A 20,880-nucleotide genomic window follows, 5' to 3' on the forward strand; every position below is an offset into this window, starting at 1 on the left:
AGGCGGGCCAGCTCGGCCTGGCGCTGGGCGTTGGCGGCGGCCTCGCGCTTGGCCTTCGCGTCCGCGTCGGCCTTGGCCCTGGCCTTCGCCTCGGCGTCCGCCTTGGCCTTCTTCGCCTGCTCTTCCTTGCGCTCGGCCTGTTCCTTGCGCTTCTGCTCCTCGGCGCGCTGCTGCTCTTCCTTGCGCTGGGCCTCTTTCCGCTGCTCTTCCTTGCGCAGGGCTTCCTTGCGTTGTTCTTCCTTGCGCTGCGCCTCGCGGCGCTCGGCAGCCTCGCGTTCCTCGCGCTCCTGGCGGGCCTTCAGCTCGGCCTGCTTGCGCGCGGCCTCGCGCGCCTCGGCCTCGCGGCGCTTCTGGCGCTCCAGCGCGATGTCGGCGTCTTCCTCGGGCTTGGGCTGCGCCACCGGCGCCGGGGGCGCCGGGGTTGGCTGGGGCTGCGGCCGCGGGGTCGGCTCGGGAGCCGGGGTATCGGGGACTTCCTCCCACAGCTCGGCTTCGACGCCAGCCGGGGTGCTGATCTGCCAGTTGACACCGTAGTACAGCACGATGCCCAGCAGCAGATGCATGAAGAGCGCCAGCAGGAAGGAGCGCAGCGTGCCGCGTTCCTTGACCGGCTGATACGGGTAGGAGTCGGCGGTCTTCATCGGAAAGGCTAACGGCAGGGTTCCGGGCGACATCCGGTCGTCATCCAGCGGTTACTTGGACTTGACCATCAGGCCGACGCGCTTGACGCCATCGGCCTTCAGTTCGGACATCACGTCGAGCACCGCCTCGTACTTGACCGCGCGGGCGGCGGCAATCACCACCGGCTGGTCCGGGTTCTCGTTCTGGCGCTGGTGCACGAAGTCCAGCAGGCCCTTGGTGTCGAGCTTGCGCTCGAACGATCCGCCCTCGGGATTCTTGCCGCGCGCGGTCAGCGTGCCGTCCTCGTGCACGGTGACGACGATCGGCGGGGTCTTCTGCTGCGGCGTGGCGTCGGCCACGGTCGGCAGGTCCACCACGGCGGGGCTGACGATCGGCGCCGCCACCATGAAGATGACGAGCAGAACCAGCATCACGTCGATATACGGCACGACGTTGATGTCGGCGCTGGCCCGGCGGCGCGAGCCGCCGCGGCGCTGAATGGCTGCCATGCTGCGCTTCTCCTTGGCCTGGCCTTCAGCGGGTCTGCCGCTGCAGGATGTTGAGGAATTCTTCCATGAAGCTCTCGAAGCGGATCGCCAGCCGGTCGATCTCGGTCGCGTAGCGGTTGTACGCGATCACCGCCGGAATCGCCGCGAACAGGCCGATCGCGGTGGCCACCAGCGCTTCGGCGATGCCCGGCGCGACCGAGGCCAGCGTGGCCTGCTGGACGTTGGACAGGCCGCGGAACGCGTTCATGATCCCCCAGACCGTGCCGAACAGGCCGATGTACGGGCTGACCGAGCCGACCGAGGCCAGGAACGGCAGGTGGGACTCGAGCACGTCCATCTCGCGCTGGTAGGCGGCGCGCATCGCGCGGCGGGCCGCGTCGAGCAGCGCGCCGGCGTCGTTGCTGCGCTCGCGCGCCTTCAGGTATTCGCCCATGCCGGACTCGAAGATCCGCTCGAGCGCGCCGGTGCTGTGCCGGTTGTTGGCCGCGCTGTGATACAGCGCCTGCAGGTCGCCGCCCGCCCAGAAATCGCGCTCGAAGCCTTCGGTCTGGGTGCGCGCGGCGCGCAGCGCCATGTGCTTGCGGAAAATATAGGTCCAGGAGAACAAGGACATGACGACCAGCAAGGCCATCACGGCCTGCGCCAGGAAGCTGGCGTGCATCACCAGCGTAAGGATCGACATGTCTTGCGTGACGGTCACGGGATTCATCGAGCGGTCTTGATGGTTGCGAGGACTGGTGCGGGAATCGGGGCCGGGCGGAAGCTGTTGCGGTCCACGCATCCCACCCGGATCGTGCCCGCGGCCAGCATCAGCGGCCCGCGCCACGCTTCCTGGGCGAATTGGACCGAGGCGGGCCCGACCCGTTCAATACGGGTGCGGATCTCCAGCAGATCGTCCAGCCGGGCGGGCGCATTGTATTCCACCGCCGTGCTGCGCACGACAAAGACCACGCCGGATTCGTCGGCGAGGGCCTGCTGCTCGATACCCAGCGAGCGCAGCCATTCGGTGCGCGCGCGTTCGAAAAACTTGAGGTAGTTGGCGTAGAACACCACCCCGCCGGCGTCGGTGTCTTCCCAGTAGACGCGCAGGGGCCATACGAAATTCGTCATGGCCGCGATTGTAACGGACGCGGGCGCGGCCCCGGTGTCACACGGCGTCCGACAACGCAACGCCGGGACCGTCCTACAGATGAACGGCCGTTGCCTGCCCGCCGGCGCCTTGCTGCAGGCGGTCCTCCCGGCTTGCGGCAAGGCGGGGCCTCGCGTAAACTCCGGCCAACCATTCCACCTTGCGCGACTGGCGAAGTCAGTGGGTACTACCACGAGGAAGCGCAAGATCTCTGGCGCCACGCCACCGGAAGCGGTCCGATGCCAGGGCGCGATGCCCGGCCCCGGCCCCTTGCGATAGCCGCCGCGCCTGCCGCTCGCCTGGGCCAGCGAATGGGAAGCAGGGTGCGCCCTGCGCCGCCAGCTCCGGGCCCCGCGCCCAGGCCGGCGACGCGGTTCGCATGCGTCTTCCCCGCGCGCCCTACCGTCGTTCCGTTCCCGTATCCTTCGGTCATCCGCCGTCATTGCACGGTTTTCACCGATCCTTCTACAGACGAGTTTTCGCCATGTTCGAACGCAGCCGCTACACGATCGACCAGATCGATCCCGAACTCTGGTCCGCCATCCAGCAGGAAAATCAGCGCCAGGAAGACCATATCGAGCTGATCGCTTCCGAAAACTACACTTCGCCGGCCGTGATGGCCGCGCAGGGCTCGCAGCTGACCAACAAGTACGCCGAGGGCTATCCCGGCAAGCGTTACTACGGCGGCTGCGAATATGTCGACGTCGTCGAGCAGCTGGCGATCGACCGCGTCAAGCAGCTGTTCGGCGCCGAGGCCGCCAACGTGCAGCCGAACTCCGGCTCGCAGGCCAACCAGGGTGTGTTCTTCGCCGTTCTGAAGCCGGGCGACACCATCATGGGCATGAGCCTGGCCGAAGGCGGCCACCTGACCCACGGCATGGCGCTGAACATGAGCGGCAAGTGGTTCAACGTGGTCAGCTACGGCCTGAACGCCGACGAGGACATCGACTACGGCGCGCTGGAAAAGCTGGCCCAGGAAAAGAAGCCGAAGCTGATCATCGCCGGCGCGTCGGCCTTCTCGCTGCGCATCGACTTCGAGCGCATCGCCGCGGTGGCCAAGTCGGTCGGCGCCTATTTCATGGTCGACATGGCGCACTACGCGGGCCTGATCGCCGCGGGCGTCTACCCGAACCCGGTGCCGCACGCGGACTTCGTCACCACCACCACGCACAAGAGCCTGCGCGGCCCGCGCGGCGGCGTGATCCTGATGAAGGCCGAGCATGAGAAGGCCATCAACTCGGCGATCTTCCCCGGCATCCAGGGCGGCCCGCTGATGCATGTGATCGCCGGCAAGGCGGTCGCGTTCAAGGAAGCGCTGTCGCCGGAGTTCAAGGCCTATCAGCAGCAGGTCGTCAAGAACGCCCAGGCGCTGGCCGACACGCTGATCGCGCGCGGCCTGCGCATCGTCTCGGGCCGCACCGAGAGCCACGTGATGCTGGTCGACCTGCGCGCCAAGCAGATCACCGGCAAGGAAGCCGAGAAGATCCTCGGCGACGCGCACATCACGGTCAACAAGAACGCGATCCCCAACGATCCGGAAAAGCCGTTCGTGACCTCGGGCATCCGCCTGGGCTCGCCGGCGATGACCACGCGCGGCTTCAAGGAAGAGGAAGCGCGCCAGGTTGCCAACCTGATCGCCGACGTGCTGGACAACCCGCACGACGCCGCCAACATCGCGCGCGTGCGCGAGCAGGTCGCGGCGCTGACCAAGCGCTTCCCGGTCTACGGCTGATCGGCCGTCGCCGCGCGCCGCCGCCTTGCCCGGCGGCGCGCGGCCGCCCAACCTCCGCCTCCAGGTGGTCCGATGAAATGTCCCTTCTGCGGTCACTCCAATACCCAGGTGCTCGACACCCGCATGTCCGAGGAAGGCGATACCGTGCGCCGGCGCCGCCGTTGCGAGGCCTGCGACCGGCGCTTCACCACCTATGAGCGGATCGAGCTGTTCTTCCCGGCCATCGTCAAGAAGAACGGCAGCCGCGTCGATTACGCACGCAGCAAGCTGAAGGACTCGATGCGGCTGGCCCTGCGCAAGCGGCCGGTATCGGCCGAGGCCATCGACGAGGCGATCGCGCGCATCGAGGAAAAGCTGCTGGCGCTGGGACAGAAGGAAATTCCCAGCAGCCAGGTCGGCGAACTGGTGATGCGCGAGCTGCGCAAGCTCGACAAGATCGCCTATATCCGATTCGCTTCGGTCTATCGCAGCTTCGAGGACGTGTCCGAGTTCTCCGACGTGCTGGCCGAAGTCAGTACGCCCAACGGCAAGCGCTGAGGCGCTGCATGACGGGCAGCGGCGCCTTGCTGGTTGCCGTTGCGGCCTGCGCTGTTGCAAACCTTGTCGAATCCTCCACGATTCGACACCGGATCCCCGCCCGCTGACGATTAATCTGGTCCCCGCTTGTCACGCACAGGACCAGAGCGATGGTTGCGATCCCTTCGGCGGCTTCCCCTTCCGTTCTCTACCGTTCCAACCGCGGGCGCGTGCCCCACCGCGGCTACCTGCTGCTCGAATCGCTGGTCGCGCTGGCCGTGCTCGGCATCGGCCTGCTGCCGCTGGCCCGGCTCGGCCCGACCGCGCTGCAATGGTGGCGTGATCCCTTGCTGATCGGCCAAGCCCTGCGGCTCGCCGCCGAGGGCGCGGAACTCGCCGGCCTGGCGGGGCCGGATGCCGTGCCCGATCCCGCCAGGCTGCCCGCTGTCTCGCATGCCGACGGCCTGCCGCGGCCACGCTGGTGCGCGTCGGTGCCGACCGACGCGGCGCAGTCGCACTGTCCGGCCGGCCAGCGCGTCGTGGTGGTCGGCCCCCTGCCTTCGTCGCCCAGCCCGCGCGGCGAAACCGGTGTCGCCCATCCCCGGATCGCGTTGCGCGCGATCGCGCTGCGGTTGCGGCCATGATCGCGATCGTGCCTGGCCCGCGCCGGGCCGCATCGGCCTCGACCCAAGTCACGGCGATACCACGGCCCGCGCGTATGCCCGCCGGATCGTCGCTGGTCGACGCGATGGTCGGCCTGCTGCTCGGCACGCTGGCGACCGGCGCTGCGGCGATGGTGTTCCTGACCATGCGTTCCGCCTACGCAATCGCCGCCGAGCAGCGCGAGCTCGAACAGCGCGGCGCCGCCCTGCTCGACGCGATTGCCGCGCTGCTGCGCCATGCGGGCTGGCATCCGGATCCGACCACTGCCCTGCCTGCGCCGCTGAGCGGCCGCGACGACTGCGGCCAACCGAGGCTCGGCGGCACGCTCGCTTGCGACAAACCCGGCGTCGCCGGCAGCGATGCGCTGCTGATCCGCTTCGGCGGCGATCATCCGGCCGGCGATCCGGCGCTGCCGGACCGCTATCTGACCGACTGCAGCGGATATCCCGTCCCCATCGCGGCCGTTCCTGCGGAAACCAGGCCGGCATTGTCGGCGCGAACGGCCGACTATCTGACCGCCAATCTGCTTTACGTCGCCGACGGTGCCGACGGCGAGCCGCAGTTGCTGTGCCGCTACCCGGGGCGCGGCGATGGAGGCAGCGGTGGCGGCAGCGCTGGCAGGACCTGGAGCACCGGGGCGCTGGCCCGCGGCGTCGAGACCCTGCAGCTGCGCTATGGCATTGACCGCGATGGCGATGGCCGCGTCGACGCCTTCCTGCGCGCCAGCGAGCTTGGGGCGGCCGGACCCGGTGCGTGGTGCAGCGTGTTGGCCGTGCAGATCGCGCTGGTGCTGCGCACCGGGGTCGGCACCACCGCCGCGCTGCCGCCGCCGCTACCGCTGCCACTGTTGCCGGCGCGCATGGCCGGCGAGCAGGGCGACGATATCGTGTTCCGGCCGCGCTCGCGCCCCAACGCTTCGCGGCGGGTCTTCGCCACCACGGTATGGCTGCGCAATGCGCCGTTCCGCGCGGGGTCGCCATGTTGAAAGCCAACGACGAGGCGATGTCTCGGCAAGCGCAACGCGGCGCCATCACGCTGATTTCCGTGGTCGTGATGTCGACGCTGACGCTGGCCCTGGCGGGCGCGCTGTTCGTGCTGCTGCTGGCAGGACATCAGGCGATCGGCCAGCGGCTCGAACGCGAGATTGCGTTCCGCGGCGCCGAGCTTGCGCTGATCGACGGCGAGCGCAATCTGCGCGACATCACGAAGGTAATGGCGGACGCCGCCGCCAGCGCGGCATCGGCCCAGCCTGACCATCGCTTCGCAACATGGCCTGCGCCCGGTCGTTGCGGCACGCAGGCACAGCGCGGCCTGTGCAGCGCCGCCGTGGGCCAGCCGCCACCGTGGCGAGCCTGGATGGGGGTGGGCCTGCCTGCCGACGACATCGGCATCCCGATCGGAACGGAGAGCGGCGCGACGCTGCCCGTCATCCCTGCGGAGATGGCCGGCGCGACCACGGTGCCGCGCTATCTGATCGAACGCCTGCCGCAGAAAGACACCGGCGCATCGGCGCCCGCCGGCGTGCCCGCGCGGCGCTACCGGATCACCGCACTCGGCCAGGGCCGCGATCCGGCCGCCCGCGTCGTGCTGCAAACCGAATGGATCGATCCGTCTCCACGCGACGGAGGCGCAGGCCAGCCGGGACGCGCCGGAATCCGACGCCTCGGCTGGCGCGAACTCGTGCCGCCATATCCGCCATGACGGTACCCCGCCCCGCCGCCTTCACGCTGATCGAGCTGCTCGTCGCGGTCACCATCGCCGCCATCGTCGCCGGCATCGCAGCCGCCAGCTGGCATCGGCACCTGCAGCGCAGCTGGCGCGCGCAGGCGCGCACGGCGCTGATCGCGGCGATGCTCGAGCTGCAGCGCCACGCGATGACGCGCGGCAGCTTCGCCGACGACAGCGGGCACCGTCCCGCCGGAAGCTGGCCGCAGTGGGTACCGGCACCGCCGGCGCGCCCGCAATACCGTCTGGCGGCGTTGGCCTGCATCGATGCCAGCCCGCGCGATGCCGACCTCGACCGTTGCATCGAACTGCATGCCGTGCCGCAATGGCCCGACCCAGACTGCGGCACGCTGATCCTGCGCAGCACCGGTGAGTGGCTGATGAATCCGCCTGGCACGGGGCGCCCGGTACCATGGCCCGAAGGGTGCTGAGCGCGCGCCGCGGCGATCGCTGGTGGGCCTGCCAGGACAATACGGGGACCACGCTGATCGAATCGCTGGCCGCGCTGGCGATGACGGCACTCCTGGCCGCCGCCGGCTACCCGTCGTATCGCGATGCGCTGGAGCGCCAGCAGGTCCGCGTGGCCGCCGACCTGCTGGCGGCCTCGATCGAGACGGCGCGCGCGTTCGCGCTGGCCAGGCGCGGCACCGTCCTGCTGGCGCCGCGTGCAGGCATCGCCGACTTCTCGCGCGGCTGGCGTATCGTGGCGGCGGAAGCAAACGACGCCGATGAGACCGGCGAGGCCCCGACGCTGTCGGTGGTGACCCTCGGCGCCGCCTGCCTGCGCGTCGCGCTGCGCGCCACCGACGGCAGCCCCGCGCTGCGGCTGGCGCCTGTGGGATACTCTCGGTCGGAACGTGGCGGCTTTTATGCCGCCACCTTTACCCTGCGCTGCGGCGATGCGCAGCGTCAGGTCAGGCTCGGCGCGCTGGGCCGCTTGCGCATCTGTACGCCCGGGCAGGACGCCGACTGCGACAGCCGGACCGACGCCCGGCCCTGAGCCACGCCGGCCCCTAAGCGCGGCCCGGCATGCCGGATCCGTCCACGCCAGCCAAGTGCGCCAGACCAATACGCCCGACCGATACGCCCGACCGATACGCCCGACCAATACGCCCGACCGATACGCCAACCCATCACGCCAGTCAGGCCCGTCAAGACAACCGGCAGGAAACCGCCCACTCATGTTCTCCGAAACCGATCACGCCGCCATGCAGCAGGCCCTCGCGCTGGCCGCGCGCGGCATGTTCATCACCACGCCGAACCCGCGCGTGGGCTGTGTGCTGACCAAGGGCGGCAAGGTGATCGGCGAAGGCTATACGCAGCCCGCGGGCCAGGACCATGCGGAGATCCAGGCGCTGAAGAACGCCGCCGCGCGCGGCTTCGATCCCGTCGGCGCGACCGCCTACGTCACGCTGGAGCCGTGCAGCCATTTCGGCCGCACGCCGCCGTGCGCCGATGCGCTGGTGCGCGCCGGCATCAAGCGCGTGGTCGCGGCGATGGAAGATCCGAATCCCACGGTGTCGGGACGCGGCCTGCAGCGGCTGCGCGATGCCGGCATCGACGTGCGCTGTGGCCTGCTGGAGAAGGAGGCGCGCGACCTGAACATCGGCTTCGTCTCGCGGATGACCCGCGGCCTGCCATGGGTCCGCGTCAAGGTCGCGGCCTCGCTCGATGGCGGCACCGCGCTGCACGACGGCACCAGCCAGTGGATCACCGGCCAGGCCGCACGCGACGACGGCCATGCCTGGCGGGCCCGCGCCTGCGCGATCCTGACCGGCATCGGCACGGTGCGCGACGACGACCCGCAGCTGACCGTGCGTGCCATCGACACGCCGCGCCAGCCGCAGCGCGTGCTGATCGACTCGCGCCTGGAGGTGCCGCTGGACGCGCGCATGCTGACGCCGGACACCGGCGAGTTCGCCAAGCCCGTGCTGGTGTTCTGCGCGATCGATGACCACGCGCGCCGCACGGCGCTGGAGGCGCGCGGCGCCGAAGTGGTGGTACTGCCCAACGCGCACGGCAAGGTCGAGCTGCGCCGCATGCTCGAGGAATTGGGCCGGCGCGGCATCAACGAGCTGCATGTCGAAGCCGGCTTCAAGCTGAACGGGTCGCTGATCCGCGAGGGCTGCGCCGACGAACTGCTGGTCTATCTGGCGCCCCGGCTGCTCGGCGACGCCCAGGGGATGTTCAACCTGCCGCCACTGGCCCGGCTGCAGGATGCCCCGGCCTTCCGCTGGCACGACGTGCGGCAGATCGGCGACGACCTGCGGCTGATCGCGCGCCGCCATCCGGCGGGCTGAGCGGCACGTCTTTCTTCGGGCTGCTAGCATGCCGCTTTCGCTTTCCCCCTTTCGCTATCCCTTCTATTCCTGCTGACCAGACCATGTTTACTGGCATTGTGGCGGCCGTCGGCCGCATCGACTCCGTGACGCCGCTGGGCGACCAGAACTCCGACGACGCCGGCGTCCGCCTGCGGATCGACGCCGGCGGGCTCGACCTGTCCGACGTGCAGATCGGCGACAGCATCGCCATCCAGGGCGCCTGCATGACCGTGGTGGCGCTGCAGCCCGGCCGCTTCGACGTCGACGTCTCGCGCGAATCGCTGGACAAGACCACCGGCCTCGCGCAGCCGGGCCGCGTCAATCTGGAAAAGGCGCTGCGGCTGGCCGACCGGCTCGGCGGCCACCTGGTGTCCGGCCATGTCGACGGGCTCGGCGAGGTCACCCATTTCGCGCCGGTCGGCGAATCGCACGAGCTGCGCGTCCGGGCGCCGCGCGAGCTGGCGCGCTATCTGGCCTACAAGGGCTCGGTGGTGGTCAACGGCGTCTCGCTGACGGTCAACCGCGTGGTCGACCAGCCCGACGGCTGCGAATTCTCGATCAACCTGATCCCCCATACGATCGAGGTGACCACGCTGCAGGACCTGCGTCCCGGCGCCAGCGTCAATCTGGAGATCGACCTGATCGCCCGCTATGTGGAGCGGATGCTGAGCGCCGACGGCAAGGCGGGCCAACCCCTCTGAGGGCCACGCGGGCCGGCCCGGCTCCCGTGCTCGGGCCCGCCGCCAGGCCCCTTGCCCCCGGCTCGCATCGCGTACAATGCCGGGTTAAACCGCGCGCCGCCCCGGCGCGCCGCAGTCGCCTCACGGGTACCGCCCGGGGCCGCCCCGCCAGACTTTCCTTTGCCTACCTCATGACGATCGCCCCAACCGAAGACATCATTGCCGAGATCCGTGCCGGCCGCATGGTCATCCTGGTCGACGAGGAAGACCGCGAGAACGAGGGCGATCTGGTGCTGGCGGCCGATTTCGTCACGCCCGAGGCCATCAATTTCATGGCCAAGTACGGCCGCGGCCTGATCTGCCTGACGCTGACGCCCGAGCGCTGCCGCCAGCTGGAACTGCATCCGATGGTCAGCCGCAACGGCACCCCGCACGGCACGGCCTTCACGGTGTCGATCGAGGCGGCCGAAGGCGTGACCACCGGCATTTCCGCGGCCGACCGCGCCCGTACCGTGCAGGCCGCCGTCGCGCGCGACGCCAGGCCCAGCGATCTGGTCCAGCCCGGCCACATCTTCCCGCTGACCGCCCAGCCCGGCGGCGTGCTGATGCGCGCTGGCCATACCGAGGCGGGCTGCGACCTGGCCGCGCTGGCCGGCGTGACCCCGGCCGCGGTGATCTGCGAAATCATGAAGGACGACGGCACCATGGCGCGGCTGCCGGACCTGATCGAATTTGCCGAGCTGCACGGCCTGAAGATCGGCACCATCGCCGACCTGATCCACTACCGCAGCCGCACCGAATGCATCGTCGACCGCGTCGGCGAACGCACGATGCAGACGCCGTATGGCACCTTCCGCGGCATCGCGTACCGCGACAAGCCCAGTGGCCACGCCCATCTGGCGCTGATCAAGGGCGAGCCGCAGCGCGACCGCGAAACGCTGGTGCGCGTGCACGAGCCGCTGTCGGTGCTGGACCTGCTCGAAGTCTCCCGCACCACCCACTCGTGGACCGTGCCGGCGTCGCTCGAAGCGATCGGCGCGGCCGACAGCGGCGTGATGGTGCTGCTGAACTGCGGCGACAGCGCCGAGCGCCTGTTCGCGCAATTCAGCGCGCTGGACGAGCCGCAGACGCGCACCCCGCGCAAGCCGGACCTGCGCACCTACGGCATCGGCGCGCAGATCCTGCGCGATGTGGGCGTCGGCAAGATGCGCGTGCTGGCCTCGCCGCGCAAGATGCCGAGCATGACCGGCTACGATCTCGAAGTGACCGGCTACCAGCCGATGAACGGCGACGACGACTGAGCGTCCCCCCAAACACCGGCGGCCGGCCCATCCCGGGCGCGGCCGCCCACCGAACCCTGGAGAACGATATGGATCACGGTTTCTACCCGAGCAACCTCGACGGCGAAGGCCTGCGCATCGGCATCGTGCAGGCGCGTTTCAACGAACCGGTCTGCGACGAACTGCGCGAAGCCTGCCTGGCCGAGCTGGAAACGCTGGGCATCGAAGGCGAAGACACGCTGGTGGTGACGGTGCCCGGCGCACTGGAAGTCCCGCTGGCGCTGCAGAAGATGGCCGAGAGCGGCCAGTTCGATGCGCTGATCGCGCTGGGTGCCGTGGTGCGCGGCGAAACCTACCACTTCGAGCTGGTTTCGAACGAGTCGGGCGCTGGCATCACGCGCGTCGGCCTGGACTTCAACCTGCCGATCGCCAACGGCATCCTGACCGTCGATACCGACGCCCAGGCCCACGCCCGCACCCGCGAGAAGGGCCGCGACTGCGCCCGTGCCGCGGTGGAAATGGCGAACCTGGTGGCGGCGCTCGATTCGCTGCGTGGCCAGGACGACGAGGACGAGGACGACGATGAGTGATGCAGCACAGGGCGGCAAGCCTGCCGCCAAGTCCGGCCGCTCCGACGCCAAGGCACCGCCCAAGAGCGCGCGCCGCCGCTCGCGCGAACTGGCGCTGCAGGGCCTGTACCAGTGGCTGCTGAACCGCAACGACATCGGCGCGATCCAGGCCCACCTGCACGATGCCCAGGGCTTCAACAAGGCCGATCGCGAGCATTTCGACGCGCTGCTCAACGGCGCCGTGCGCGAGGAAGAACGGCTGACCGCGGCCTTCTCGCCGTTCCTGGACCGCACGGTGGACGAGCTGTCCCCGGTGGAGCGCGCCGCGCTGCTGATCGGCAGCTACGAGCTGGTGCACTGCATCGACATCCCGTACAAGGTCGTCATCAACGAGGCCGTCGAGCTGACCAAGACCTTTGGCGGCGTCGAAGGCTACAAGTACGTCAACGGCGTGCTCGACAAGGTTGCCGCCCAGGTGCGCGCGACCGAGGTCGCCGCCCGACGCTGACCGGCGCCCTGCCCGCGGCATGCGCCGGACCGACACCCGCCCAGGCGGGTGTTTTCATTTCCGGCGATGATTGCGGCTGGGCCCGCGCCTCGCCTGCCCTCTTTCAAGCACCGCTTTCTCCACCGACTCCACCGACTCCACCGATTCAACCCATTCCACCGATTCCAACGTTTCCCGCCATGGACCCACAGCGCCTCGCCACCGCCTCCCGCCTCGCCAATATCCGCGCCTTCCACGTGATGGAGCTGGCCAAGCAGGCCGCCGAGCTCGAACGAGCCGGCCGCCACATCATCCACATGGGCATCGGCGAGCCGGACTTCACCGCGGCCGAGCCCGTGGTGCGGGCGGCGGAAGCGGCAATGCGTCGCGGCGTGACGCAATACACCGGCGCGCTCGGCATCCATGCGCTGCGCGAGGCGATCGCCGGCTACTACAAGACCGCCTACGGGCTCGATATCCCGGCCCGCCGGGTCATCGTCACCGCCGGCGCCTCCGGTGCGCTGCTGCTGGCCTGCGCGGTGCTGGTCGAGATCGGCGCCGAGGTGCTGATGCCGGACCCGAGCTATCCGTGCAACCGGCATTTCGTCGCCGCGTTCGACGGCGTCGCCCGCATGATCCCGAGCGGCCCGCAGGCGCGCTTCCAGCTGACCGCCGATCAGGTGCGCGAACACTGGGGAGAATCGACCCGCGGCGTGCTGCTGGCCTCGCCGTCGAACCCGACCGGCACCTCGATCCTGCCCGACGAGCTGGCGCGCATCCTCGCCGAGGTGCGGCAGCGCCGCGGCTTCGCGATCGTCGACGAGATCTACCAGGGGCTGTCGTATGACGGCCGGCCTGTGTCGGCGCTGTCGCTGGACGACAATGCCGTCACGGTCAACAGCTTCTCCAAGTACTTCAACATGACGGGCTGGCGGCTGGGCTGGCTGGTAGTGCCGGACGCGCTGGTGGCGGACTTCGAGAAGGTCGCGCAGAACCTGTTCATCTGTGCGTCGGCGGTGGCGCAGCACGCGGCGCTGGCGTGCTTCACGCCCGAGGCGCTGGCGATCTACGACGAGCGCAAGGCGGAATTCCAGCGCCGCCGCGACGCCATCGTGCCCGCGCTCGAAGCGCTGGGCTTCGGCGTGCCGGTCAGGCCCGATGGCGCGTTCTATGTCTACGCCGATTGCCGCGGCGTCCAGCATGCGGCCGCCGGCGATTCGGACCGGCTGACGCAGGCGATGCTGCACGATGCGGGCGTGGTGCTGGTGCCCGGTCTGGACTTCGGTCCGCATACCGCGCGCGAGTACATCCGCATCTCGTACGCCACGTCGCTGGCGCATATCGAGGAAGCGATGCGGCGGCTCGGCAAGCTGTTCGGGAAATAGAGATAGCGCAATCGCGGCGGCCATCGCCGCGGCCCGCCAAAACGAAAGCGGCGCAGCCAATCAGGCTGCGCCGCTTTTCTTTGGGCCCTGCGCGGACAAACCCGCGCCGCAATCCGGCTATCAGGCCTTGCGGGGCGTCTGCGCCGCCTCCAGCTCGATGCCATCCTGCGGCTCGGGCGTGTGCTCGGCCTGCGTCTTGGTCGACGACGGACCCGGCAGCGACTCGGTCGCGTCCGGCGTCGCCGCCTTGCCGCGGATGCCTAGCACCTGGCGCAGCTTCGCGCGCTCGGCCAGCACCTTGGCGCCATAGCCGCCATCGGTCGCCGTGGTGGCGCCGACGTAGTACTTCAGGCCGCCTTCGATCGAACCCGCGCGGGCGATGCAGTCCTTCAGCACCAGCGCGCCGATCTTGATGTTGGCGTAAGGATTGAGCGCGGCCGCCACGCCGCCGACGTGCTCGTACTTGTCCTGATGGACCTTGGTCATGACCTGCATCAGGCCCTGCGCGCCCACGCCGCTCTCCGCGTACGGATTGAAGCTGGACTCGATCGCGATCACGCCCAGGATCAGCAGCGGATCGATGCCGACCTCGCGGCCGGTCAGATAGGCGGCCTTGACCAGTTGCGCGGTCGCCTGCGCGGCCACGCGGTACTTGCGCGCGATGTACTCGGCCACCGCGGCCTGTTCGCGTGCGTTGGCCAGCGTGCTGCTGTAGCGCGCGTCCAGCGCCACGCGCTGGGCCGGGATACGGGCCGCCAGATGGGCGACCGACGGCACCTTCGACTGGCCGGCATTGGCCCACTCGCTAACGCCCGAGACGCTCGGCAGGCCGGCCGTGGCGACCGGCGAGGCGGCGCCGCCGCCTGCCGGCACCTTGACGGCCGGCAGCAGCTTGGCCGCCGCCACGTCCGCCGTGCTGGCATGGACCGGCGCCGACGCGGTCGCCGCCTCCAGCAGGATGGCGGGCGCTTCGTCGCCGGCCAGCATGCCGGCCAGCGCGGTGCGCCATTCCTGGCTGACCGACAGCGAAATGCCGGCCACCACCGCGATCAGACCCGCGCCGTTCAGCGCGTACTTCAACGTTGCACGACCGCCGCGCAGTGCGCGGCCGGCCACCGGATGCGCGAGACGAACCTGCAGGGCACGCCGCACACCGGGAACCGGTTGCCTGAAGCGGACCTGCAACGCCCGCCCGACACCGGGAAGATGAAGGGTTTTCCAACCACTCATGCTTACCTCCATGCGCCGCCGTCTCCCGGTCCTGCAGGGCATTCGCCCACGCATCACCGTGCTCTGGCAACGTAGTCAAGTAAGGACACCGCACCGCCTTGCAGGGACGACCGGCATCTGTTGTTGGTGGGCGCTCCCCAAGCGCCCAGCGATTAGCAGAGGAGGCTCTTGGGGTAGCCTGCCCTGCTGCGAAGACTCAAGACGCGCCGGTCGTTGCCGGCGGTGATCGGAGGGACCTCCCATGTAGCGGTCCGCTCCGGTTGATCCAACGTGGTGATCTGCGTTACACCCCTTGACAGGATCGAAAAGTTCGTTGTTGCAACGCAGCACACCTTTGAGCAGACGCGATTGTAAAAACCGTTTTATATCGAGTCAAGAATTAAGGAATCTAAAACAATTCCTTTTCGTTATATCAAAACCCCGCTATTGTGGGGTGAAAGAATCACTCGGCTGGCCGCAATCGTAGTGCTGGCCTAGGATGCCCCGCGCCGCTCGTCCGCCTGTCTTTCAAAAAAACTTACAATTTGCCGGTACGCTGTGCCGCAAAATTTTTCTTCCGAAGCGGTCCAATATGGACCGTAGTTCACTCAGATCGACACTCCGATGAGCGCGGCGCCATTGCCGCGCCCCTCGCCAAACCACAAATTCCTGATGCAATACAAAGACTTGCGCGATTTCATCGGTCAGCTTGAACAACAGGGCGAGTTGCGGCGCATCGCGGCGCCCGTGTCGCCGGACCTCGAAATGACCGAGATCTGCGATCGCCTGCTGCGCGCCGAAGGGCCCGCCGTGCTGTTCGAACGCCCCACGCAGAAGACGGCGGCGGGCAACGGCACGGCAGCTGGTGAGGCGATTTTCGACATGCCGGTGCTCGCCAATCTGTTCGGCACACCACGCAGGGTCGCATTGGGCATGGGCGCGGAATCGCTGGCCGATCTGCGCGACATCGGGCGCGTGCTGTCGGCGCTGAAGGAACCGGAGCCGCCGCGCGGCCTGCGCGAGGCCGGCAAGCTGTTCACGCTGGTCAAGTCGGTCTGGGACATGGCGCCGAAGAAGGTGTCGAGCCCGGCCTGCCAGGAGATCGTCTGGGAAGGCAACGACGTCGACCTGGCGCGCCTGCCGATCCAGAAGTGCTGGCCCGGCGACGCCGCACCGCTGATCACCTGGGGCCTGGTGGTCACCAAAGGCCCGCACAAGAAGCGGCAGAACCTGGGCATCTACCGCCAGCAGGTGATCGGCCGCAACCAGGTCATCATGCGCTGGCTCGCGCACCGCGGCGGCGCGCTCGACTTCCGCGAGCACGCGCTGGCCAATCCCGGCAAGCCGTTTCCGATCGCCGTCGCACTGGGCGCCGATCCGGCCACGATGCTCGGCGCGGTGACGCCGGTGCCCGACACGCTGTCCGAATACCAGTTCGCCGGCCTGCTGCGCGGCAGCCGTACCGCGCTGGCCGGCTGCCTGACGCCGACGCTGTCCGAACTAAGCGTGCCGGCCTCGGCCGAGATCGTGCTCGAGGGCCATATCCAGCCCGATCCCACGCATCCGTCCGGCTATCAGCACGCGCTGGAGGGCCCGTTCGGCGACCATACCGGCTACTACAACGAGCAGGACTGGTTCCCGGTCTTCACGATCGACCGCATCACGATGCGGCGCGATCCGATCTATCACTCGACCTACACCGGCAAGCCGCCCGACGAACCCGCAGTACTCGGCGTCGCGCTGAACGAGGTGTTCGTGCCGCTGCTGCAAAAGCAGTTTCCCGAGATCACCGACTTCTATCTGCCGCCCGAGGGCTGCAGCTACCGGATGGCGGTGGTCCGCATGAAGAAGCAGTACGCCGGCCACGCCAAGCGCGTGATGTTCGGCGTCTGGAGCTTCCTGCGGCAGTTCATGTATACGAAGTTCATCGTCGTGGTCGACGACGATGTCGACGTGCGCGACTGGAAGGAGGTGATCTGGGCGATCACCACGCGGGTCGATCCGACGCGCGATACGGTGCTGGTCGACAATACGCCGATCGACTACCTCGACTTCGCCTCACCGGTGTCGGGCCTGGGCTCGAAGATGGGCATCGACGCCACCGACAAGTGGCCGGGCGAAACCACGCGCGAATGGGGGCGCCCGATCCAGATGGACGCGGCGACCAGGACCCGCGTCGACGGCATGTGGGAGACGCTGTTCGAGCGCCCGTCCGGCGGCTGAGCGCCGCGCGCGGCGAGCGGCCTGGACGCGGCCGCCGCCATCCCCCGCTATCATCTGCAACCAGAACCGATACGAGAACCGATTACAGGAGACCACGATGGCCAATGCGCTAGACCGAATCCAGGACCGTGCCCTGGTCCGCAGCCAGTCCTATGTCAATGGCGAATGGGTCGGCGCCGACAACGGCACGACCTTCCCGGTGATCGACCCGGCGAACAACCAGGAACTGGTGCAGGTCGCCAACCTGGGCGCCGCCGAGACCGAGCGCGCGATCGCCGCCGCCGAGGCGGCCTGGCCGGCCTGGCGCGCGAAGACGGCCAAGGAGCGCGCGAATCTGATGCGCCGCTGGTTCGATCTGCTGATCGCGAACGCCGACGACCTGGCCGCGCTGATGACGGCCGAACAGGGCAAGCCGCTGGCCGAATCGAAGGGCGAGGTCGTCTACGGCGCGTCCTTTATCGAGTGGTTCGCCGAGGAAGCCAAGCGCGTCAGCGGCGACGTGCCGGCCTCGACCTGGGCCGACAAGCGGATGGTGGTGCTGAAGCAGCCGATCGGCGTCTGCGCGTCGATCACGCCATGGAACTTCCCGATCGCGATGATCACGCGCAAGTGCGCGCCCGCGCTGGCCGCCGGCTGCACCATCGTGGTCAAGCCGGCCGAGCAGACGCCGCTGTGCGCGCTGGCGATGGCCGAGCTGGCGCACCGCGCCGGCATTCCGGCCGGCGTGATCAATATCGTCACCGGCGATGCCCACCAGTCGATCGCGATCGGCAAGACGCTGTGCGCGTCGCCGGTGGTCCGCCACCTGTCGTTTACCGGCTCGACGCCGGTCGGCCGCATCCTGATGGAGCAGTGCGCGCCGACGGTCAAGAAGATCGCGCTGGAACTGGGCGGCCACGCGCCCTTCATCGTGTTCGACGATGCCGATATCGATGCCGCGGTCGAAGGCGCGATCGCGTCGAAGTACCGCAATGCCGGCCAGACCTGCGTCTGCACCAACCGCTTCTATGCGCATGAGTCGATCTACGACGAGTTCGTCGCCAAGCTCGCGCGCCAGGCCGAAGGCCTGCGCGTGGGCAACGGCTTCGACGCCGGCGTGGCGCAGGGCCCGCTGATCGACGACCAGGCGGTGCAGAAGGTGCGCCAGCATATCGACGACGCGACCTCGCGCGGCGCGCGCCTGCTGACCGGCGGCAAGCTGGTCGAGGGCCTGGGGTCGAGCCGCTTCATCGCGCCGACCGTGCTGGCCGATGCGACCCCCGAGATGCTGATCGCGCGCGAGGAGACCTTCGGCCCGGTGGCCGCGGTGTTCAAGTTCCGCGACGAGCAGGAGGCCGTGGCGCTGGCCAATGCCAGCGAGTTCGGCCTCGCCTCGTATTTCTACAGCCGCGATATCGGCCGCGTCTGGCGTGTGGCCGAGCAGCTCGAATACGGCATGGTCGGCATCAACACCGGCCTGATCTCGAACGAGGTGGCGCCGTTCGGCGGCGTCAAGCAGTCTGGCCTCGGCCGCGAGGGTTCGACCTATGGCATCGACGAGTACCTCGAGCTGAAGTACCTTTGCCTCGGCGGCATCTGACCGCCGCGCGGGCGCCGGCGGCGCCCGCCCCCATCCCGCATCCCTTGCGCCACACCGAAGCCCGCGCTGCCATCGGCAAGCCGGCGTAAAAACAAGGCAGAGGAGGAGACATGACGACGCTGGAAGAAGGCAAGCTGGTCTGGACGCCGTCGCCCGCGGTGCGCGAGCGCGCGCGGCTGACCCAGTTCATGGAGTGGCTGCGCGACGAGCGCGCTCTTGCCTTTGACGATTACGACAGCCTGTGGCGCTGGTCGGTCACCGAGATCGAAGCGTTCTGGGACGCGATCCGCGCCTACTTCGACGTCCGCTTCGACACGCCGGCCAGGCAAGTGCTGGCGCGCCGCGAGATGCCGGGGGCGCGCTGGTTCGAGGGCGCCACGCTGAACTATGTGGAGCAGGTCTTCCGCCATGCGGGCGAAGGCCCCGCGCGCCAGCGCGCCGCGATTCGCCATGCCGGAGAAGCGCAGCCGCTGGCCGAACTGAGCTGGGACGCGCTCGAGGCGCAGGTCGCGGCGCTGGCGCATACGCTGCGCCAACTCGGCGTCGAGCGCGGCGATCGCGTCGCGGGCTATCTGCCCAATATCCCCCAGACCATCGTCGCCTTCCTCGCCACCGCCAGTGTCGGCGCGGTCTGGTCGGGCTGCGCCCCGGACATGGGACAGGTCGCGGTGATCGACCGCTTCCGCCAGATCGAACCGAAGGTGCTGATCGCCGTCGACGGCTACCGCTACGGCGGCAAGACCTACGACCGCGCGCCGGTCGTCGCGCAGCTGGTCGATGCGTTGCCATCGCTGACGGACCTGATCGTCGTGCCGCTGCTGGGTACGCCGGACGAGATGTTGCCGGCCGCGCCGGCAACCGCACCTGCAACCGCACCGGCAACCGCACCGGCCACGTCGTCGGGCACTGCAAACGCCCTGCGCCGCCATCGCTGGCACGGCGCACTCGCCCACCAGGTACCGCTGCAGATCGACAGCGTGCCGTTCGACCACCCACTGTGGATCGTCTATTCGTCCGGCACCACCGGCATGCCCAAGCCCATCGTCCACGGCCACGGCGGCATCGTGATCGAGCAGCTCAAGCTGATGGCGTTCCACAACGACCTCGGCCCCGACGATGTCTTCCACTGGTACAGCAGCAGCGGCTGGATCATGTGGAACGCGCAGGTGGCCGGGCTGCTGCTCGGCACCACCATCGCGATCTACGACGGCAATCCGGCCTGGCCCGACGCCGGCGTGCTGTGGCGCTTTGCCGAACAGGCCGGCATCACGGTGTTCGGTGCCGGCGCGGCGTTCTTCACCGGCGGCATCAAGGCCGGCGTGGTGCCGTCGCGCGAGGCCGACCTGAGCCGCCTGCGCGGCATCGGTTCGACCGGTTCGCCGCTACCGGCCGAGGCCTACGACTGGATCTACCGCAACGTGCGCGACGATATCTGGCTGGCGCCGATGTCCGGCGGCACCGATTTCGCCGGCTCGTTCGTCGCCGGCTGCCCGCTGCTGCCGGTCTACGCCGGCGAGATGCAATGCCGCTGCCTCGGCGCCAAGGTCGAGGCCTTCGACGAGGCCGGCCATGCGCGGATCGACGAGGTCGGCGAACTGGTCTGCACCGAGCCGATGCCCTCGATGCCGCTGTACCTGTGGGGCGACGCCGACGGCAAGCGCTACCGCGACAGCTATTTCGATACCTACCCCGGCGTCTGGCGCCACGGCGACTGGATCAAGATCACCTCGCGCGGCGGCGCCATCATCTACGGCCGCTCGGACGCCACCATCAACCGGCACGGCATCCGCATGGGCACCAGCGAGCTGTATCGCGTGGTCGAGGAACTGCCGGAGGTGCTCGACAGCATGGTGGTCGACCTCGAATATCTGGGCCGCGACTCGTATATGCCGCTGTTCGTCGTGCTGCGCGAAGGCATCGCGCTCGACGACAGGCTGGCCGACACGATCCGCGCGCGCATCCGCGAGGCGCTGTCGTCGCGGCACGTGCCCAACGCGATCCTGCAGGTGCCGGGCATTCCGCGCACGCTGTCGGGCAAGAAGATGGAGGTGCCGATCAAGAAGCTGCTGCTCGGCCATGATCCGGACAAGATCGCCAATCGCGACGCGATGGCCAATCCGGACACGCTGGACTGGTACTTTGAATACGCGCGGCGGTACTTGAGCGAGAGCAGCGCGGCGACGGCCTAGCGCATCGCGGCATCGACGCCATCGACGTATCGAAGGGCGGGCGGCGCCGTGCCGGTATCATGC

The 20,880-nt window shown here is 69.0% G+C and carries 21 protein-coding genes; 16 read left to right on the forward strand and 5 right to left on the reverse strand.

Annotation, left to right across the window (positions count from 1 at the left end):
- The 4 genes from tolA to ybgC form a co-directional block, all read right to left on the reverse strand.
- A partial coding sequence (gene tolA, locus B551_RS20420; RefSeq protein WP_023264901.1) for a cell envelope integrity protein TolA occupies window positions 1-641 on the reverse strand: 641 nt, incomplete at its 3' end.
- A gap of 51 nt (window positions 642-692) precedes the next feature.
- Window positions 693-1,130, reverse strand: coding sequence for a protein TolR (gene tolR, locus B551_RS20425; protein WP_006577785.1), 438 nt, complete (start codon window positions 1,128-1,130; stop codon window positions 693-695).
- A 25-nt stretch (window positions 1,131-1,155) separates the two neighbouring features.
- Window positions 1,156-1,839 (reverse strand): protein TolQ, encoded by a 684-nt coding sequence (gene tolQ / locus B551_RS20430; RefSeq protein ID WP_023264902.1) that lies wholly within the window; start codon window positions 1,837-1,839, stop codon window positions 1,156-1,158.
- Window positions 1,836-2,240, reverse strand: a complete 405-nt coding sequence (ybgC, locus tag B551_RS20435; RefSeq protein ID WP_006577787.1) for a tol-pal system-associated acyl-CoA thioesterase — start codon at window positions 2,238-2,240, stop codon at window positions 1,836-1,838. The genes tolQ and ybgC overlap by 4 nt, the downstream gene beginning before the upstream one ends.
- A 503-nt stretch (window positions 2,241-2,743) precedes the next feature.
- On the opposite strand from ybgC, the gene glyA reads away from it, so the two are divergent.
- The 13 genes from glyA (at window position 2,744) to B551_RS20500 (ending at window position 13,617) form a co-directional block, all read left to right on the forward strand.
- Window positions 2,744-3,991, forward strand: a complete 1,248-nt coding sequence (gene glyA / locus B551_RS20440; RefSeq protein ID WP_006577788.1) for a serine hydroxymethyltransferase — start codon at window positions 2,744-2,746, stop codon at window positions 3,989-3,991.
- Between the two features lie 72 nt (window positions 3,992-4,063).
- On the forward strand, window positions 4,064-4,528 hold the full coding sequence (gene nrdR / locus B551_RS20445) for a transcriptional regulator NrdR (protein WP_006577789.1): 465 nt from the start codon (window positions 4,064-4,066) through the stop codon (window positions 4,526-4,528).
- A 149-nt stretch (window positions 4,529-4,677) separates the two neighbouring features.
- A complete protein-coding gene (locus tag B551_RS20450) occupies window positions 4,678-5,151 on the forward strand; it encodes a type II secretion system protein (RefSeq protein ID WP_156526352.1) in 474 nt (157 codons plus the stop codon).
- Window positions 5,152-5,225: 74 nt separating this feature from the next.
- Complete coding sequence (locus B551_RS20455; protein WP_006579648.1) at window positions 5,226-6,155, forward strand: PilW family protein; 930 nt, start codon at window positions 5,226-5,228, stop codon at window positions 6,153-6,155.
- Window positions 6,156-6,223: 68 nt separating this feature from the next.
- Window positions 6,224-6,871 (forward strand): pilus assembly protein, encoded by a 648-nt coding sequence (locus B551_RS20460; RefSeq protein WP_172682483.1) that lies wholly within the window; start codon window positions 6,224-6,226, stop codon window positions 6,869-6,871.
- Window positions 6,868-7,326 (forward strand): type IV pilin protein, encoded by a 459-nt coding sequence (locus B551_RS20465; protein ID WP_006579650.1) that lies wholly within the window; start codon window positions 6,868-6,870, stop codon window positions 7,324-7,326. Before B551_RS20460 ends, B551_RS20465 begins: the two co-directional genes overlap by 4 nt.
- Window positions 7,308-7,895 carry a GspH/FimT family pseudopilin gene (locus B551_RS20470; protein ID WP_083492686.1) on the forward strand — a complete coding sequence of 196 codons (588 nt, stop codon included), beginning with the start codon at window positions 7,308-7,310 and terminating at the stop codon, window positions 7,893-7,895. The genes B551_RS20465 and B551_RS20470 overlap by 19 nt, the downstream gene beginning before the upstream one ends.
- Window positions 7,896-8,076: 181 nt before the next feature.
- Window positions 8,077-9,195 (forward strand): bifunctional diaminohydroxyphosphoribosylaminopyrimidine deaminase/5-amino-6-(5-phosphoribosylamino)uracil reductase RibD, encoded by a 1,119-nt coding sequence (gene ribD / locus B551_RS20475; protein WP_006579652.1) that lies wholly within the window; start codon window positions 8,077-8,079, stop codon window positions 9,193-9,195.
- A gap of 83 nt (window positions 9,196-9,278) precedes the next feature.
- Window positions 9,279-9,917: a riboflavin synthase gene (locus B551_RS20480; RefSeq protein ID WP_006579653.1), complete on the forward strand. Its 639-nt coding sequence runs from the start codon at window positions 9,279-9,281 to the stop codon at window positions 9,915-9,917.
- 170 nt (window positions 9,918-10,087) lie between these two features.
- A complete protein-coding gene (gene ribBA, locus B551_RS20485) occupies window positions 10,088-11,197 on the forward strand; it encodes a bifunctional 3,4-dihydroxy-2-butanone-4-phosphate synthase/GTP cyclohydrolase II (RefSeq protein WP_023264906.1) in 1,110 nt (369 codons plus the stop codon).
- 68 nt (window positions 11,198-11,265) lie between these two features.
- A complete protein-coding gene (gene ribH / locus B551_RS20490) occupies window positions 11,266-11,766 on the forward strand; it encodes a 6,7-dimethyl-8-ribityllumazine synthase (protein WP_006579654.1) in 501 nt (166 codons plus the stop codon).
- Window positions 11,759-12,253: a transcription antitermination factor NusB gene (gene nusB / locus B551_RS20495; protein WP_006579655.1), complete on the forward strand. Its 495-nt coding sequence runs from the start codon at window positions 11,759-11,761 to the stop codon at window positions 12,251-12,253. Before ribH ends, nusB begins: the two co-directional genes overlap by 8 nt.
- 179 nt (window positions 12,254-12,432) lie before the next feature.
- A complete protein-coding gene (locus tag B551_RS20500) occupies window positions 12,433-13,617 on the forward strand; it encodes a pyridoxal phosphate-dependent aminotransferase (protein WP_006579656.1) in 1,185 nt (394 codons plus the stop codon).
- Window positions 13,618-13,737: 120 nt separating this feature from the next.
- Here the strand turns inward: B551_RS20500 and B551_RS20505 are convergent, their stop codons facing one another.
- Entirely contained in the window at window positions 13,738-14,847 is a 1,110-nt protein-coding gene (locus B551_RS20505; protein WP_043441833.1) for a lytic transglycosylase domain-containing protein, read from the reverse strand.
- A 651-nt stretch (window positions 14,848-15,498) separates the two neighbouring features.
- Between B551_RS20505 and ubiD the strand changes: the two genes are divergently transcribed.
- The 3 genes from ubiD (at window position 15,499) to B551_RS20520 (ending at window position 20,817) form a co-directional block, all read left to right on the forward strand.
- On the forward strand, window positions 15,499-17,049 hold the full coding sequence (gene ubiD / locus B551_RS20510; RefSeq protein ID WP_006577484.1) for a 4-hydroxy-3-polyprenylbenzoate decarboxylase: 1,551 nt from the start codon (window positions 15,499-15,501) through the stop codon (window positions 17,047-17,049).
- Window positions 17,050-17,146: 97 nt separating this feature from the next.
- Window positions 17,147-18,628 (forward strand): NAD-dependent succinate-semialdehyde dehydrogenase, encoded by a 1,482-nt coding sequence (locus B551_RS20515; RefSeq protein WP_006577485.1) that lies wholly within the window; start codon window positions 17,147-17,149, stop codon window positions 18,626-18,628.
- Between the two features lie 110 nt (window positions 18,629-18,738).
- Entirely contained in the window at window positions 18,739-20,817 is a 2,079-nt protein-coding gene (locus tag B551_RS20520; protein ID WP_023264908.1) for an acetoacetate--CoA ligase, read from the forward strand.
- Window positions 20,818-20,880 lie beyond the last annotated feature (63 nt).

The sequence above is a fragment of the Cupriavidus sp. HPC(L) genome (genome assembly GCF_000307735.3).
In the GTDB taxonomy this organism is placed as follows: Bacteria; Pseudomonadota; Gammaproteobacteria; order Burkholderiales; family Burkholderiaceae; genus Cupriavidus.